The organism is Carboxylicivirga mesophila, assembly GCF_018271975.1.
In the GTDB taxonomy this organism is placed as follows: Bacteria; Bacteroidota; Bacteroidia; order Bacteroidales; family Marinilabiliaceae; genus Carboxylicivirga; species Carboxylicivirga mesophila.
In genome coordinates this window covers 62,783-79,695 of sequence record NZ_JAGUCN010000006.1, presented here as the reverse complement: position 1 = coordinate 79,695, position 16,913 = coordinate 62,783, and the positions used below count along the sequence as shown (strand labels likewise).

At 41.2% G+C, this 16,913-nt stretch carries 13 protein-coding genes; 3 read left to right on the top strand and 10 right to left on the bottom strand.

Going from position 1 to position 16,913, the window contains the following annotated elements:
- Positions 1-283: 283 nt before the first annotated feature.
- From KEM09_RS06960 to KEM09_RS06950, 3 genes are read left to right on the top strand one after another with little or no spacing between them, the layout of a single operon-like run.
- Positions 284-928 carry a Crp/Fnr family transcriptional regulator gene (locus tag KEM09_RS06960; protein ID WP_212227110.1) on the top strand — a complete coding sequence of 215 codons (645 nt, stop codon included), beginning with the start codon at positions 284-286 and terminating at the stop codon, positions 926-928.
- A 9-nt stretch (positions 929-937) separates the two neighbouring features.
- Positions 938-1,135: a hypothetical protein gene (locus tag KEM09_RS06955; protein WP_212227109.1), complete on the top strand. Its 198-nt coding sequence runs from the start codon at positions 938-940 to the stop codon at positions 1,133-1,135.
- On the top strand, positions 1,119-1,913 hold the full coding sequence (locus tag KEM09_RS06950) for an SOS response-associated peptidase (protein WP_212227108.1): 795 nt from the start codon (positions 1,119-1,121) through the stop codon (positions 1,911-1,913). Before KEM09_RS06955 ends, KEM09_RS06950 begins: the two co-directional genes overlap by 17 nt.
- Before the next feature lie 44 nt (positions 1,914-1,957).
- On the opposite strand, the gene KEM09_RS06945 is transcribed toward KEM09_RS06950, so the two are convergent.
- The 10 genes from KEM09_RS06945 to KEM09_RS06900 form a co-directional block, all read right to left on the bottom strand.
- Positions 1,958-2,302, bottom strand: a complete 345-nt coding sequence (locus KEM09_RS06945; protein WP_212191242.1) for a TM2 domain-containing protein — start codon at positions 2,300-2,302, stop codon at positions 1,958-1,960.
- A gap of 5 nt (positions 2,303-2,307) precedes the next feature.
- Complete coding sequence (locus KEM09_RS22080; protein ID WP_212227106.1) at positions 2,308-2,613, bottom strand: DUF2752 domain-containing protein; 306 nt, start codon at positions 2,611-2,613, stop codon at positions 2,308-2,310.
- Between the two features lie 149 nt (positions 2,614-2,762).
- The gene (locus KEM09_RS06935; RefSeq protein ID WP_212227103.1) at positions 2,763-4,121 is read right to left on the bottom strand and encodes a peptidylprolyl isomerase; all 1,359 of its coding nucleotides are present in this window, start codon (positions 4,119-4,121) and stop codon (positions 2,763-2,765) included.
- Positions 4,122-4,286: 165 nt separating this feature from the next.
- Positions 4,287-5,147, bottom strand: a complete 861-nt coding sequence (locus KEM09_RS06930; RefSeq protein WP_212227101.1) for a hypothetical protein — start codon at positions 5,145-5,147, stop codon at positions 4,287-4,289.
- Positions 5,148-5,194: 47 nt separating this feature from the next.
- Positions 5,195-7,096: a peptidylprolyl isomerase gene (locus KEM09_RS06925; protein ID WP_212227100.1), complete on the bottom strand. Its 1,902-nt coding sequence runs from the start codon at positions 7,094-7,096 to the stop codon at positions 5,195-5,197.
- Positions 7,097-7,292: 196 nt separating this feature from the next.
- Entirely contained in the window at positions 7,293-8,609 is a 1,317-nt protein-coding gene (locus tag KEM09_RS06920; RefSeq protein WP_212227098.1) for a DUF3472 domain-containing protein, read from the bottom strand.
- Between the two features lie 15 nt (positions 8,610-8,624).
- On the bottom strand, positions 8,625-10,187 hold the full coding sequence (locus tag KEM09_RS06915; protein WP_212227096.1) for a discoidin domain-containing protein: 1,563 nt from the start codon (positions 10,185-10,187) through the stop codon (positions 8,625-8,627).
- Between the two features lie 112 nt (positions 10,188-10,299).
- Positions 10,300-11,784, bottom strand: a complete 1,485-nt coding sequence (locus KEM09_RS06910; RefSeq protein ID WP_212227094.1) for a Gfo/Idh/MocA family protein — start codon at positions 11,782-11,784, stop codon at positions 10,300-10,302.
- Positions 11,785-12,176: 392 nt separating this feature from the next.
- Positions 12,177-13,652 (bottom strand): RagB/SusD family nutrient uptake outer membrane protein, encoded by a 1,476-nt coding sequence (locus KEM09_RS06905; protein ID WP_212227092.1) that lies wholly within the window; start codon positions 13,650-13,652, stop codon positions 12,177-12,179.
- Positions 13,653-13,672: 20 nt separating this feature from the next.
- On the bottom strand, positions 13,673-16,912 hold the full coding sequence (locus KEM09_RS06900; protein WP_212227090.1) for a SusC/RagA family TonB-linked outer membrane protein: 3,240 nt from the start codon (positions 16,910-16,912) through the stop codon (positions 13,673-13,675).
- Between the last annotated feature and the right edge of the window lies 1 nt (position 16,913).

Here is a 16,913-nt window from a genome sequence, read left to right as displayed (position 1 = left end):
CCGTGAAGCATTCAGAGACACTTCTAAGAAGCATTGAGACCTCGCTGAAGCACTAAGAGTGGTCATTAAAAGACCCACGCAATACCCATTCCTGCAATCAAATAAGCACTTAAGAGGCCGCATAATTTCCAGTTTCCCGGCCATTTTTTTGATTAACCTGTCACCCATTTTAACATTACAGGTGTCTATACAATTACAGCAGGTTTAAGCGATGTAATGCTACAATAAATAACAAGAGCCACCGTTTTATACCTGATAATTGTACAACCACAAATGAAGCCAAATGGAAAGAACAATGGAACCAGACAGGCAGGTATTCACTTCATTTGACAAGTGTTCAATGTACCGGACCGGCGAAGTCGTTTATGACGTTAACAGCAAAGCCAAAACCGCCTATTTGGTAAAAAAAGGCATGGTCAAGCTTTTTAGTGTAGGAGCCAAAGGCACTAAGCAGATAATACGAATGGTGCGCGAAGGAGAGATTGTAGGCTACTATTCACAATTCACCAATGAGCCTGAAGTAACCGGCTGCGAATGCATGGTCAACTCGGTGTTGTGTGAACTTTCGGAATACAACCTGCAGGAAGCCTTTAAAACAGACAGTAACCTGGCTTTTACAATGCTTCAGAAAGCCTGTTCGGAGATGAAAGAAACCTGCATTTCTATTGTTAACATGAGCCAGAAAACCGTTAGAGCGCGGGCGGCCAACATACTGGTTCAGCAACTCGAATTATTTGAGGTAGAAGAAGGCAATGATTTTCCGGTTCGTATATCGCGCACAGATATGGCCAGCTGGATTGGCACTTCCAAAGAGTCGGTAAGTCGTTCGTTGAACGACTTTATGCGCGAAGGCCTCATCGAGATGAATAAGGAAACCATTAAAGTAACCAACCTAAGGGGACTAAAACGCGTTTGCGTTATCAGTTAATACCTGGCCATGAATAGCTATTACATACAATACAAGGCCAGTAAAGAGGGTGTTAGAACCATTCACAAACGCAACTGCGCAACTATGCCCAAAATTGAACATTGTCTGTTTTTAGGCGAATTCTATTCTAGCACCGGTTTATACAACCACACAGCCCACATGTTTGATGATTGGCAAATTGCTATGTGCGATGGTTGTTCTGATTAAAGTAGCTGATATAACCACATTAGCCACGCAACAAATTTATGGCCGAGGCTGTTGTAACAGAAAGCATGTTAATATGTGTTACACAGCCAAATACCTTATTGAAAAGGCACTAAAAAGAGCCAGACACTATGGCATTGCTGAAGACATCAGACGCTATGAAGAAGAACTGAAAGACTTTAAAGATTTGGAAAAAGCATCGGGCTTTTCGCACCCTAAAATCATTATCTACACGAATAAAGAGCCTTATCATCCCATTCTCTCACAATGGGGACTGATTCCTCACTGGATTCGCAACACGGCGCAAGCCCATAACATCTGGAATAAGACACTTAATGCACGTGGAGAGAGCATATTTGAGAAGCCCTCATTTAAGGCTGCTGCTCATAGCTGGCGATGTCTCATTCCGGTTGCTGGCTTTTATGAATACCATCATCGTGATAATACAACCATTCCCTATTACATTGCCAGGCAAGACAACGAACCAATGCAACTGGCCGGCCTATGGAGCCAATGGATTAATCCTGACAACGGGCAAAGCCATCACACCTGCACCATTGTTACCACACAAGCCAACGAACTAATGACTCAGATTCATAATAATCCCAAGGTCAAAGAGCCGCGCATGCCGCTTATACTAGCCGATGGAAAGGAAGATGATTGGTTACAGCTCAAGGACAAAAATGCCCTGGCGTCCTTATTAATACCATTTCCTGAAGAGCGTTTGCAGGCCATGCCGTATCAAGAAGAAAAAAGCTCCGATAATCCGGAGCTTTGGTAGTAAACACTATCCCATCAGTTATGCACAACTGATGATGAATGCTATCAATTGATTAATATTTTAATTTCGCGTGCCACCTGTTGATTATACTCAAACGCCAGGTTTTTGTGGTTAACTAAATCAACAATTGTACCGATAAAACACAGGCCAGCTGTAAAGAAATACAAAATACCCATACCGATATGATTAATAAAAAAGCGATGGATACCGGCAAAACCAAAGAATCCCAACAAAGCTGTCAACAGTATGGTCTGCGGGTCTTTACGTCGTCCCCTGTAAATAAGGATAAAGTTTTGCGCTTGTTCCTCATTCAAATCTTTTAAAAGTGAATCCAGGAAGATAGCCTCTTCCCCTTCAACTTCTGGTAATAAGGTGTAAATTTTATTCATAGTGTCTATTCTTTTATGGTGAATTTTATATCCTTTCTTAAAATATTAATCGATCGAACAACCAATATCACAACAGCCAGCAAAGCCAACGGATGTGCCTGCCATGATTCCAATAGTTGCCCGCGAAATAAATAGGCGATACCATGACCTAAGCCACAGCCTGGACAAAAATCAAAACCAAGATTCTTGAAAATACATAACGTGTAATGCGTTGCGTTGTCAGGTGAGGAAAACGCTAGTGAAACAAGGGCGATTAACCAAAAATAAGCTTCTAAATGGGAGTTTCTATACTTATAGGTTACTCGTTTCACACCTCAACTGTTGCAATAATTCAAATGTAAGCATTTTTTATTTGCAGCCATGAAAATCTGTACTGTTTTTATACAATCTACGGCTTAAGGGATAAAAAAACTCCGGTATTGAATACAATACCGGAGTTATATGTTATCTAAACAAGTAATTATTCTTTTACCCAATTATCGTATTCAAAGTCGCAATTCACCCAATTCTTATCAACCGTAATATAGGTTTCCTGCTGCTTGGTTTTAATCCATTTATCCAGTGTTTCCTGTCGCATACTGTTTTCAAGCATCGACTGCAATAGCTGGTAATCCTCCTTCAGATTAGCCTTGTGCGGTTCCGACTTGCGCTTGAGCTTAATCAGCCTGTAGGTTTCCTGTCCTTTACGCTCATCCAGCATAAAGAATGATGGAGAAACCTCCCCTTCCTTCAGGTTTTGTAACTGCTTATTAATCTCCACAGGTATTTGCGCTATCTCAAATTTAGAGGTACCCGTTTGCGGATTAACCATCTGTCCGCCACTGGTTCTTGAATCCTTATCCATTGAGAAGCGCAGAGCAGCTTCTTCAAACGACATGGTTTCATCCGTAATTAAACCTCTGATAGTATCAAGTGTTGCATTTGCTTCTTCACGGGCTGATTGATTTACCTTTGGTTTAATCAGAATATGGCGACAGTTGATACGCTCACCTTTACGGTCGATCAGCTGAATAATGTGGAAACCAAATTCTGTTTCGACAATTTTCGATACTTTCTTTTTATCCTGCAGGTTAAAAGCTACACTGGCAAACTCAGGTACCAGCCCTGAACGCGGCATCCAGCCCAATTCACCACCACGTGTAGCCGAACCTTTATCTTCAGAATATAACACTGCCAAGGTGGCAAAATCGCGTCCTTCGTTCACCTGCTTCTGGAAGTCGCGTAACAGTGTTTTCACACGGTCAATCTCTTTCTGGTCCACCTTTGGGTGCAACACAATTTGCTGCAATTCAAATTGAGTAGGTACCATGGGCAGACTATCTTTGGGCAGGTTGCGGTAGTAGCCCCTGATATCGGCTGGTGTTACCTTAATATCTTTAGTGATTTCCTGCTGCATGCGCTGAGTCAGCATTTGCGTGCGCACCATTTCCATTTGGTCGCGCTTAATTTGCAGCAATGACTTATTAAAATATTCTTCCAGTTTTTCCTTATCTCCAATCTGCTGAATAAAGTAGTTAATACGCTGGTCAACCTGGTTAACCACCTCGTTTTCGCCCACCTCAATACTATCCAGCTTAGCCTGGTTGAGCAACAACTTACTAATCAGTGCCTGCTCGAAAAGGTGACATTTTAGGTCGCCTGCATAGTTAGCGCCTTCCACTAAAGCCTGCTCATATTGGTGCTCTATATCCGATTTAAGAATAGCATTATCACCAACAACAGCAATTACTTCATCAATTACATTAGTTTGTGCCTGAAGGGTTTGGAATGAAAAGAATATTGATAAAATAAACGTGCTTATCTTAATGAATTTCTTCATGTTCGGTAGTTTGTATAATCTTTTTCGTAATAATCTGTTTTCAGGTGCCGGACACTATTATCTCTCCAATTAACATGGGCATCTGAAAAGGCAATTGCAAACCTACATAATTTTTTGCTGCTATTACCAATAGTTAATAAGTTTTTAGCCCCTTGACAGGTTCTGTTAATAGAAGGTAATGCTCTTATTCTTCAGGGCCTCCTCATACAAGTCCGATTCTAATTGCTTAATAAACTCCAGTCGTTTCTTATTGAGTAAGATGGCCTTTATTTTACCTTCTACAAACTCCAATGGTGCCAGTTCATTATTGAGTTTATACTCTTTAATGGACAGAAAATACTGATATAACGAATCGGTTGTATGATAATAAGTATTGTTTCTCAGGAAACGTTCTACCCGATTAATGGGTTCGGGCAGAAACTTATTGATATCATCTATCACCAACCAGTGGTCGAGAAACACCTCGTACTTTTTGGCATTCTGAAAACAGTAGGCTTCCAGCTTAACCAAATCCTCTGAATCATCGGACCGATACAGCTCGTTTAAACTATTGATATTAGGAGCCGACTGCGGCACAATCACAAACACGCCTTTAATAATAGGGTCAGCCAGCTTGAAGTTATCCTCCATATCATTGTAGTAATTCCTGATTTCGGATGAAGTAATCAACGGACTGTACTTTTGCTCAAGCAGTTTTTGCTGGTATTGGTGTATTAAAAGCGAACGGCGGTACTCTTCCAGCAGTTGAGCCACATCTTTCTCTTCCGGTGTCAAATTAAGTTCTGCTTTACTAATCAGCAACTCCGAGCGAATCCACCGATTGATATAATCCTGAGCAAATATGGTACTGTCATCTTTTGACAGGCTGTTGGGTATTGCCTGATAAATCATCCCTTTAGTGAGTACCTTTTCATTAATACGTACCAAAGGATCATCATTAATTGAACTACCTGAATTGTTGCAGGCGGCCATTACCACCACCAATAAAACAGCTGCCAGGCCGGCTGCAGAGTACTTTCCATTCATTTCTATCTGTGTTAAAAGAAAATGTTATGGCTAAAGTATATCATTGTCTAGTCAAAAACAAAAGTGTTGACCTTTGGATTGTATTTTTGTTGAAGCGACTCAATCCATTGCTGCTCCAATTTCTCCTGATAATCAGAAATTACGCGCCCACGTATTTCTTCCAGTGGCTGAACCCTTTTAGAAACCAATTGACCATCACTAAGCATGTAGGGGTAATTGGCATTAATAGCGGCCGTCTTCACTTTCCATACCTGCTTATCCAGCTGGGCCTCATCGCCTTTGTAAAACGGACCTTGTTTCACCAGCAACTCTTCGCGCGTCGATTGGGCAAGCGAATCTATCTGCAGCTCTCCTTTCTTTGCTAACTTTTTTAGCTGTTTATGAACTGCTTTCGTCTTGCAATAGATGACACGCCCATCAAAATGCTCCTCCTGCACATACCTGTCCTTATGTGCTTCATAGAATGCAGCCAGCCCCACACTATCGTTTGACGCTTTATTCCAGATCTCCTTTTGGCTGATTTCAAAGATTAACAGGCCATCATGGTACTCTCCCATCAGGTATCTAAATTCCGGATACTTATTTTCGAGGTTGGCCTTTTCAGTTTCAATCAGCACCTTGTCAGTAAAACTATTCCAAAGCCTGGTAAACAGCTCCTCACTCACACCTTCTTCAGGCAAACGGTGAGCAGCCATTTCCTTAGCAAAGTCAGCTGATAAAATTTGACCTTCGACATAGGAGGCCACCGTCCAATAACTGGCTTTCAGTTCATCCATCCACCCTTCGGCATTGCTCTTGTTGATTACAAAAGCCTTTAATTGCTCATAGCCCTTGGCATCAATCGTAAACTGATACTCCTTCTTTAATCGGGCGACTGTAGCTTTTTGCCCTGCCAACGACCGCTCATCCTGCTTTATTTTCTGCATTATGTCATCGCGACATTCTTCCAAAGGTTTTATCGGTCGGCTGTCCAGTCGCTTTATAATGTGCCAGCCAAACTGTGTTTTAACAGGCGGAGCTATTTGCCCATTTTCGGTAAGGGCAAAAGCAGCCTCGCTAAACTCAGGCACCATGCGGCCTGTAGCAAACCATGGTAACTTACCATTATTAGGTACTGTTTGTTTATCATCAGAATATTCTGCTACCAGGGCATTAAATGATTCGCCGCTTTGCAGCTTCCGATAAATAGAATCAATGGCTATTTTGGCTTGCGTCTGAATCGCTTCACTGGCCTTATAAGGGAATGATTTCATAATATGAGCTACCAGTATTTCCCCTTTATTTTCTCGCTTATCGTGTACCTTTATAAGGTGATAGCCAAAGGCCGTGCGCACAATTTCTGATACTTCCCCCACAGGCGTATCAAAAGCAGCTTCTTCAAACGGATAGACCATCATAAATGCCGTAAAATAGCCTAAATGGCCATTACTCTGCTTAGCCGAAGGTCCTTCGGAATAGCGCAGTACCATTTCCTCAAAGTCAGCACCCTTGCCTAGTTGCTGTTTAACATCCATAATCTTGTTGTAGGCTTTGAGGGTATCTTCGGGCGTAGGTGATGGCGGAAGTTTAATAAGAATATGTGAAGCATCCACTTCGTAGCACATGCGCTCATAAGCCTCTTCAACTACTTCTTCAATGGCCTTTTTATCGCTGAGGTATGGTTTTGCCAGCTCATCACGATAGTATTGCAGCTCTTTTTGGAACGATGGCACTGTATCGTAGCCCTGAGCAATGGCTTCTTCTACTTTTAGCTTATAATTTACAAAAAGATCGATGTATTCTTTTTTATTAATAGGCTCTTGCGACAAAGTATTGTTTTTATCATAGATGTAATTGAATTCATCAACAGAAAACTGCTTGTCTCCTATGGTTAACAATATGTTGTCCTGTGCAAAAGCGGCTTGGATAAAAAGCGCTGATAGTAAAATGATATTAGCTAAGCGATTCATTATTTGATATACTTTATTAAATAACCTTCATTGAGAACGCATGTAAAAATAGTTTATTGTTGTACAACCCAAGGTTTATTGCGACTAAATTGTATTCCTTCTTTCGCTGATTACTCTGCAATAGCAAAATAAAAAATCCCCGATTAACAAAAATGTCAACCAGAGATTATCCACCTTTAGTATGCAATAAAAAAATCTATGGGAGCTTATCAAAATCAATAGCAGGCTGAACGCCCAAAGCATCACGTTGGTGATAACTATCGATCGGCGTTGTTTCGTTGAAGAAACCACAGTTTTGCATAAAGAAGATGCCGTCTTCAACACCTCCTGCATAGTCCATACGCGACTCTTTGCGTGCCGTAGCATCAGCTGTAAACTTAGCTTCAGTCATTTCGTACCAGTCCCCTTTGGTATCGCGCACCCACTGGTTATTGTATAAGGCCTTACGACTAATAGCACCGGTTTCGGTATGGAAATTCTCAAGGAATGAATACTGATGGGTTAGCCAGGTTTGGGTTTTGGGACGCTTGAAGCTGGCAATCAATCGCCAGTCATCCAATTCAGGCCCTTTAAACCATGCTGAATATTGAGTATAACCGTCGTTGAGAGGTTGTCCCTTCAATAAGAATTGATAGGTATTACCTGTTATCCAGTTATACTTTAAATAGCTCTGACCACCCGAACCTTCGTTGCCAAATTCTCCGGTTGTAACACCTTCTCCTTTTCTGACAAGAATAATTTTCTCATCATCTGGAATAGAACTTGGATCATCGGTATGATAAGGGCTCCAAACAGAAAATAGCACACGACGCTCGGTTTCAGAATTTACCTGAATACCAAAATAGCCTTCACCAAAACCATTGGCCATATAATAAGAGCCAATCACATCTTCTCCTTCAGGCACTGTTATTTCGTTATAGAAATATTCGATATCAGATGCGGCTTCAGGTACTTTATAGCTTAAGTGTACTGAGGGCCCACGACGTCCCCAGTAGTATTCTTCATTGACAAAGTACATTTTACCCACCGTAGCTTCTCCACCCAGCAACACGTCTTTTATTTCGGCAAAAATCCCTGCTTCTCTGGCTACGCCTTCGAGCTCAACAAAATGGTAACCGGGTTCATCAATACTGAAAGTGCCCACAAAATGCGTTGTTAATGCATCACTTTGTACCTTAGTCTCTTTTGATATACCATTAACGGAGCACTTAATTACCGACAAACCACCTCCTGTTTTGGCATTCAGGCCAACATGCAACTCCCCGGCTTTGGGCAGTTTAAAGTAAATACGAAATTTATCAGATTGATTGTCCCAGCTTTTAATACCATCTTCACCAATAACGTTGGAGCCGTTAAAGGGATTATCAACCACCCAGGTATTGCCACCTGCAGGCACTCGTACGCCCATGACTGGCACCTCACCGGTTTTCACCTTTTGTTTTGTATTACTTCCGTTGCAGCTTAGAAAAACTACAGCTAATAATATCAGAATAAAACTACAGATTGTTTTCATACGTTTATATTGTCATTAGAAACACATTATTTCAGCCATAGCAGCAAACTGCTGACCATCAAATGCTGATTTTGCAATTACTTTAAAATATCTATAAGTACCCGGTTGATTCAGTTCAATATGATGCGCTGTATTAATGTTCTTCAATACAAAACTTCCTTGACTCTCCCAGTTTTCCATATCATTACTTAGCAATATTTCAATATCCTTTACTTTGCGCATACCGTCGCGCTGCACAAATGTAAATCCGTTAATTGTCTGACTTTGTCCCATATCAATGGTTAAGTAATGCGGGTACGAAGCTGCATTTGTTGACCAACGTGAGTGCCAAAAAGTTGAATGATCACCATCAAGTACATTAGTTGCTTGTTCGCCTGCTTCTTCAGAACTGAAATCAACCATGCTCCACCCTTGCCTGTCGAGATAGTCCTTATCGCCAAACTCAATTAGCAGATTGTCATCCTTAAATGTGTAAGCGTATGAATAGGTGGAAATGGCTCCATTCTGATGACAGAAGCGCAAACGCAAGACGTATGGCGTATTTCCGCGCTGAAAAAGCTCACTAACAGGCATATTAACACTAAAGCTGTTGCCTCCATCCAATGCCACACTCCAGCTCACTGCGTCATAATCAGCGTTATCTGTAGCCGGATCATTATAAAAACACACTTGATTAACTGGCACATCACATTCAATACTACCTGAGACCTTCAATTCTGAATTTTCGTATTTGGCCTGTATATCAGTAACCTTTAATGATACCTCTGAATAAAAATTAGTGGATTCGTCAGTACTGACTACCTGACAATTATTTAATATTGCACAGCTAGCCCTGGTTAAATATGTAGGATACTTTCCATAGGTATAATTTCCGCTTCCCATTAAAGCAGTACCTTGTTCAGGATTCTTATCGGCTGATACTGTTTGTTTATTATGAGGTAAATTAAGCGCATGGCCCAACTCATGCAAAAGCCCTCCAATGTATGTTGTGGCACGTTGTCCGCGTTCATCTTCATCTTTCAGATAAGCTACATCCATTTCGTTGTAGTCGAGTGCAAAACAATAGCGGCCATAACCATAGTAAGGAATATCTCGTTGACCCGGATCCGGGTTATCTACAGGAATTAACACCAAAGTATGATCACTGTCTTTTTCATCAGGATGACTAGCAAAATAAGCCTCCAGTTCCTCAATTATTTTTGTGCCACCTCCTTCGGATGGATAATGGCTTGTGGCATACTTTCCGTTAACAAGCGTTATTTTAACGCGGGCATGTTCCTCATCTACTTTCAAATGAACGGTTTTGTCGCCAAACCCATAGGCCTTCATATGTTTCAATATAAAATCCTGTCCATTTAAAAGAATTTCACTTAAACGGCGATGCCACTCCTGGCGTTCACTAATATCATTAGGAACAAAATAAACTACATTCAAATTGTATTTAGCCGAAGATGTGTAATTATAGCTGACTGGTTCTTCTGGATTTTCAGGTTCTGGTTGTGGCTGTGGAGTATCTGATGAGCATGCCATAAGGACCATCATTACCACAACACTTAATAAGTAGGTAAATGTTTTCATAGATTTATCTGGATGGGTTATTGAATATCGATAGAAATTAGGATGACGCATGACTGCATCATCCTAATTAAGTACAGATGGTCAAAAATCGCAATTTCTGACAGAATTTAGGTTAAACAGATAACTGATTATTGGAATCTGCCTTCTTAAGGTTTCTTACTCCCGTTGTACCGCCACCTTTCAGTGTTAATTCAACAGGTTTATTTGTTTTCCACTTGCCCCTTGTAAAGTCAGGAATATCAATAGGCTTCGAACCATTTAAAATAGACCATTCACTTAGTGGCGTGATACAACTCCAGGCTGCCGCATCGTATACATCCATATCCATCGGCAAGCCATTGCGCAGACAGTCGATTAAACGCCAGTCCATCATAAAGTCCATACCTCCATGACCACCTACCTGCTTGGCCATCTCTCCAATACGCCTTACAATTTCAGGTGTATATTTTTCCTGCAATTCCTTCATTTTAGCATCATCAGCCTTGCTATGTCCAAAAGCAATGTGCTGCAACGGCCATTTTTGTGCAAAACACTTGGTACCGCTTAACATGTGGATACGTGAATAAGGACGAGGAGAACTGATATCGTGCTGAATCATGATGGTACGACCTTTTACCGTTCTAATCATTTGCATATCCATATTACCGCGCATTTCTTTGCCAATGAACTGCTGCAAATCAGGTCTGTCCGGTGCCAACTCTTTGATGCGATGCTTTAAAGTAAAATCATCCGACATCATAGCTGTCAGGTAATCCATTCTATCACCACGGTTAATATCCATGGCTTGGCAAATAGGTCCTAAACCATGTGTTGGATACACATTGGCTTTGCGGGTATTTTCATGTAAGCGCCATAGCTTGTCGTAAGCACCATCACCACGTGGTTTATCATCCTGTGGCTTATTAAAGTGCCAGTAATCCAAATCGTGAATATAAGCTCCTTCGCCATGCACCAGATCACCAAAAGCACCCTGACGAGCCATATTCAATGTCAACAGTTCGAAGAAATCATAACAGCAGTTCTCCAATATCACGCAGTGCTTTTTAGTTTGCTCCGACACTTCCACCATTTCCCAGCACTCGTCCATGGTTTTAGCCGTTGATACCTCCACAGCAGCGTGACTACCACCGCGCATTGCAGCCAGGGCAACAGGCACGTGCCATTCCCATGGTGTGGCAATATATACCAAATCAACCAGGCCACTATCGCATAAAGCTTTAAAAGCCGTATCGCTACCTGTAAATTCTTTAGCCTTTGGCAAACCTGATTTTGCCAATGAAGCCTGCGCTCCATCAATAGCCGCCTGACGCGTATCGCAAAGAGCTGTTACTTCAACTCCCTCAATGAAACCCATACGATCAACTGCACCAATACCTCTATCGCCAATACCAACAAAACCGACACGTACTTTATCAAGCTTTGGTGCGGCATACCCACACATATTGAATTCCATCTTTGGTACACGTTCAGCATTCTCGCGTATATAAGCAACAGCTTCTTTCTCGTTTGAGCGCGTGTTGCAACTTGCCAATGGAGCTGCTGCTGCAACACCTGCACCCATCGCCATATTCCTTAAAAAAGATCTTCTTGATGTCATATTACTAGTTTTTAGTCATCTTCAAAATTGACATAAACGACGCGGAAACAGGTGCAAATTTTAAGCAAATAAGGGTACAGAGTTTTAATACCAATAAATGAGAGCTTTAAGGCAGTTAAATAATCCCATCTACGGATATATGAGCGAGATAAAAAAACCATAGCCTCCTTTAGAGACCAACGCATATAATTGATATTCATCCGCTTAGCATCAAGGAGGATATTTTCGTCAAAAAGGTATAAATTTCCGGCATCAAACAGCTTATAATCCAAATAACCAATTAATTGACGAACGCTACAAAAATCATCATGCAATTCAGGAAAGCTAATTAATTATTTTCAACAATAAGCACCCTTATAAAACTAACATATATCAGCAGTGTCTTAATTTCATTATGGATTTTGAACCAGATTATCCTGCACAATCATTTGTGATTCGGGAATAAAAAATACAACCCTTAGATGTTCAGGAGAAATGAGTAGTGTTTCAAAATCATTCTCGTGCACTCCACTATAACGTCGATCCAATGTCAGACCATTTCTGAATATATCCCAACGTCGATGAGCTTCAAAAGCCAACTCAAGTCGGCGCTCTTCCAGCACAACTGCCAAAACGCTTTCTCTTCCTTTTAGATCATCAATCGTATATAGCTGTTGACCTGAAAGACCGGCGCGCTCCCTAAGTAAATTCACATCATCCAGAGCAGCCTGCTCATGGCCTGCCCGGGCATTCCCTTCAGCCCGGTTCAGATATATTTCCGCAAGACGAATATATACGGGCGAACTAAGTGTTGGGTATCCTTCCTGCAAAGAGAATTTATTGATATAGTATTTGGGATAGCCATTACGTTTCTGTAAGGTAACGCCGTCCTGCTCATACTGAGGTTCTATAAATGAGTGGCGTACATCTTCCATATTCTGGCCCAAAAGCTCACGATATGGTTCAGAAGCAAACATCTCAGCCCAACCCTGCTGATTAACATAGTTATACATTGAACCGATGGAATTCCAGCCTCGATCATCTATGTCCGGAAGATGCTTCACCGCAAAAATTGTTTCAATATTTTCTTCCGGAGCTAATTGAAAATAAGTCTTATAAACCTCCGTATTAAGCAGGTGAAATATCTCTGAATCAATCACCTTTGTGGCATATTCGACCGCCATTAAGGCATACTCTTTATTGGGATTCTCAATGCTTCCTGACATGTATAGGTAAACCCTTGACAAGAGCGCCTGAACAGCTTCCTTTGTAGCGTAGATATTTGGTTTGCGGCTAGTCATGAGCTGTTCTGCCTCCTTTAAATCTGATATAACCTGCTGATAAACTTCCTCAACACTTGAACGATGCGGAATATTTTCAAGGTCATCATCCAACTTTAGGGGTATTCCCAGATTATTTTCAGGATCTTGATAGTATGGTCTGCCAAAAGTATTGCACAGATGAAAGAAGGTTTGCGCCCGTAGAAACAAGTTTTCACCTTTTAGTTCACGCTGTTGAGCTGATGCTGTTTTTGTGTTTACACTCAATATCACTTTGTTGCAACCAACCACCAACTGATAGGCCTTTTCCCAGAAATTGGTTGTACTGGACATAGCCGGGAAATGCTGGTAGTTATAACAATAAAACAAATGATCCGTGGTGGTTCCACTCAGTGAAATATTATCACCGCCATACTCGCCAAAAAAATGAAAGTTGCGCTGATAATACGAGTCCTTCAAGTAGTTATAATTACCAACTGTAATTCCTTTTATCCCATGGTCACTGTCAATAAGTTCAGATTCGGGCAGTCCCTCATAAGGCTCTAAATCCAGATTGCAAGCCTGCAATAAAACTAAGCCAATTGCCAGTAAAAAAATATTTCTACTCATAATACTCACCATTGTCTGCATTAAAAACTAATATCAACTCCAAGCATAAACTTACGTGTCACCGGATACAACGCTTGGGAATAACCTTCAATACCAACTTCCGGGTCCATACCTGAAAAGTTAGCCCATGTCCATAAGTTAGCGCCAGACACACTCAACTCTGCCGTTTTCAGGCCTATCCGATTGATATACTTTTCGGGTAACGTATAGCGTAACACCAGTTGCCGCAAACGTATATAACTGCCATCTTCAATATAACGCGACGAACTCTTATTGGATAACCTGTTACCCTGAAACACAGGTTTGGGATGAGTGGCCTCATCACCTGGCTTTTCCCATCGCTTCCAACCCGAATGTAGTTTCATGGAGTTATAACTGGGATAAGCTCCGTCATTATCAAACAATTCGCGGTAACTATTATAAATCTGATTACCATAAACGAAATTGAAATCAGCAATCATACTCAAGCGCTTATAGCGTAATGTATTGGAAAAACCTCCGAAGAACTCCGGTGAAGTACTTCCAACGGGCTGCATCGTGGCATCGCTATAATTATTGGTGATTTCTATCACCTCATCTCCATTCTCGTCGATGACGACCTTCTCCCATAAAGGATCTCCATTTTCGGGATTCACACCAACCCACTTGCGCAGATATAAGGTATTCATATCCCAGCCTTCATGAATTATTTTATTACCGATAAATATTTCTTCACCTTCATTTAGTTCAATCACTTTATTCTTATTGAAGCTAACATTAAAATTGGCTCTCCATTCAAAAGACCGTCCTTCGGCAATACTGCCCTCCAAAAGAATGTCTATTCCTCTGTTTTGAATCGAGCCTACATTGTCGGTGTACCAGTAGAAGCCACTCACAAGGGGCATTGGTATATCCTGTATCAGATTCGCAGTTTTCTTACTGTAAATATCCAGTGTCAGGTTTAATCGACGAAATAAACCAGCATCAATGGCAAAGTTGGCATTATAATTTGATTCCCAAGTGAGATCAGGGTTTGACAGGCGTCTGGGATGACCGCCAGGCTCACCATTGTACTGCACATTATTCATATTATATACCCCATAAGCCACGTATTCATTGATATTAGCATTACCCACCGAGCCATAACTTGCCCTGATTCGCAGATGATCAATGAAACCGGCAGCACTCATAAATTTCTCACGGTGTAGTGCCCATGCTAAACCAACAGAGTAGAAATTTCCGAAGCGATTATTTTTGCCAAAACGGGATGATCCATCACTTCTAAATGAAGCATTCATCATATATTTTTGGTCGTAGTTATACTGAAAATTGCACAGGCCAGATAAAAATGCAGATTCTGATTTAGTACCATTCAGCCACATGGGCACCGAGGTATTATTCAAGGTCTCAAGATCGAAATACACACCTCTGCCTGCTCCATTCATATTATTGAAGTATGATTTTGAATATTCATAAGCAGCCAAGCCGAACAGGTGATGTTTCTCCTGTTCAATATTGAAACGAAAGATATTACTGGTTGAAAAGTAATGGCGTTGAGCATAATGATTTTCAATGGAACCATTATTAGCAATACCAGCAGAAGTACGCGCATCAACAATGCTTTCATATCGGCTGTGCGTATTGTGCAGTCGATTTGCGGAAGAAAAACTCAACCAGTCAGTCAGCTTAAGTTCCAGTTTAAGGTCTGACATGTATTGGTAATTTTTGCTTTGAGTATAATTATATTGCTGATCATATAACGGATTCAACTGATAGCGGCTATACCACTCTATGCTGGAGTCATCGCTGGTAATTAATTTAATACTTCCATCTTCGTGATAAGGATTATCCCATGGTAACATCAGGTATGAGTAGTGAAGCATTCCATTTTCTTTATTGAATCGATCCTGAAACACTCCGCTGAGACGGGCCTCCATCTTAACTTTTTCTGATACCTGGTAGTCAAAGTTAATTCGCCCGGAAATCTTATTCCACTCATGCCCGATAACGGCACCCTTTTCTTCGAAATATCCCAGGTTGGCATAAATCAACACTCCCTTTCGGCCGCCTTCGTATGACAAATTATAATCTTGAACAACACCCGTTTTTGATACAATATCGAGCCAATTGGTACTTTTAAGAACATTATCAGAGTCAGGATCTGGCATGGTAAATTGATTTTGATCATTGACAAAACCAATGGTATAATCATATAACTCCTTCCCGTTCATCATCTGAAAACGCCCTTGGTTGAGCTGAGTAACACCCACGTTGGAGTTAAAAGTAAAGGCATTATGCCCAGACTTTCCAACCTTTGTTTCAACCATTATGATGCCATTTGAAGCCCTGGAACCGTAAAGTGCTGTAGCAGCAGCATCTTTCAATACAGAAACCGACTCTATATCGGTGGGGTTAATATCCGGGGAAGAGTGCCCATAAATTATACCATCAATCACCCACAAAGGCTCGTTGGAATAATTGAACGAACCTTCGCCATGGATACGCATTTTGGGCTTTTCACCCGGCATACCTGATGAATTAATCACCAATAATCCGGGAGCAACTCCTTGCACCAAATTGGCCACCTGAGGCACACCTGCATTCTCAACTTTTTGCATATTGATGGAATGTACAGCCCCGGTGACCGTCATGGCAGCCTGCCGACCATATGCTACAACAATCACCTCATCAATCAATTGATTTTTGGCCGACATCACAACCTGAATATCTTCTTCGCCTTGATAGTCAAAACGAATAGTATTCATGCCAACAAAAGTAAATATCAATTCAGCAACCGGACGATCCAATTCAATTTTAAACTGCCCTTCCATATTCGTAATTGTACCTCGCGTTGTACCTAACACACCAATGGCCACACCAATGAGGGGCTGCCCTTGTTCATCAATAACCCTCCCCTGCGCTATATACTCACGGCCTTTAAATGCCTGCAGCTCATAAGGTGAAAGAACAATTTGCCTGTCATGAATGACGTAATTAACTTTTTGATTGCTGAAAATAAGAGGAATAACCTCATCAATTACAGCATTGGAGACTTGTATATCAATCTTACGCTCCACATCAATCAGATTGTTGTTGTAGAGGAAGAAATAACCATTCATTCTTTCAATTTTCCGCAATACATCCTTAATGGAAACATCTTTCTCATCCAGGTGAATCCCATTTTCCTGCGCACACAGATCAGGTATTAGAGAGGCATTGACCAACATGATTGTCAACAATAAGCTTCTCCATACTGACACTTTTTTTTCTATATATCTCATC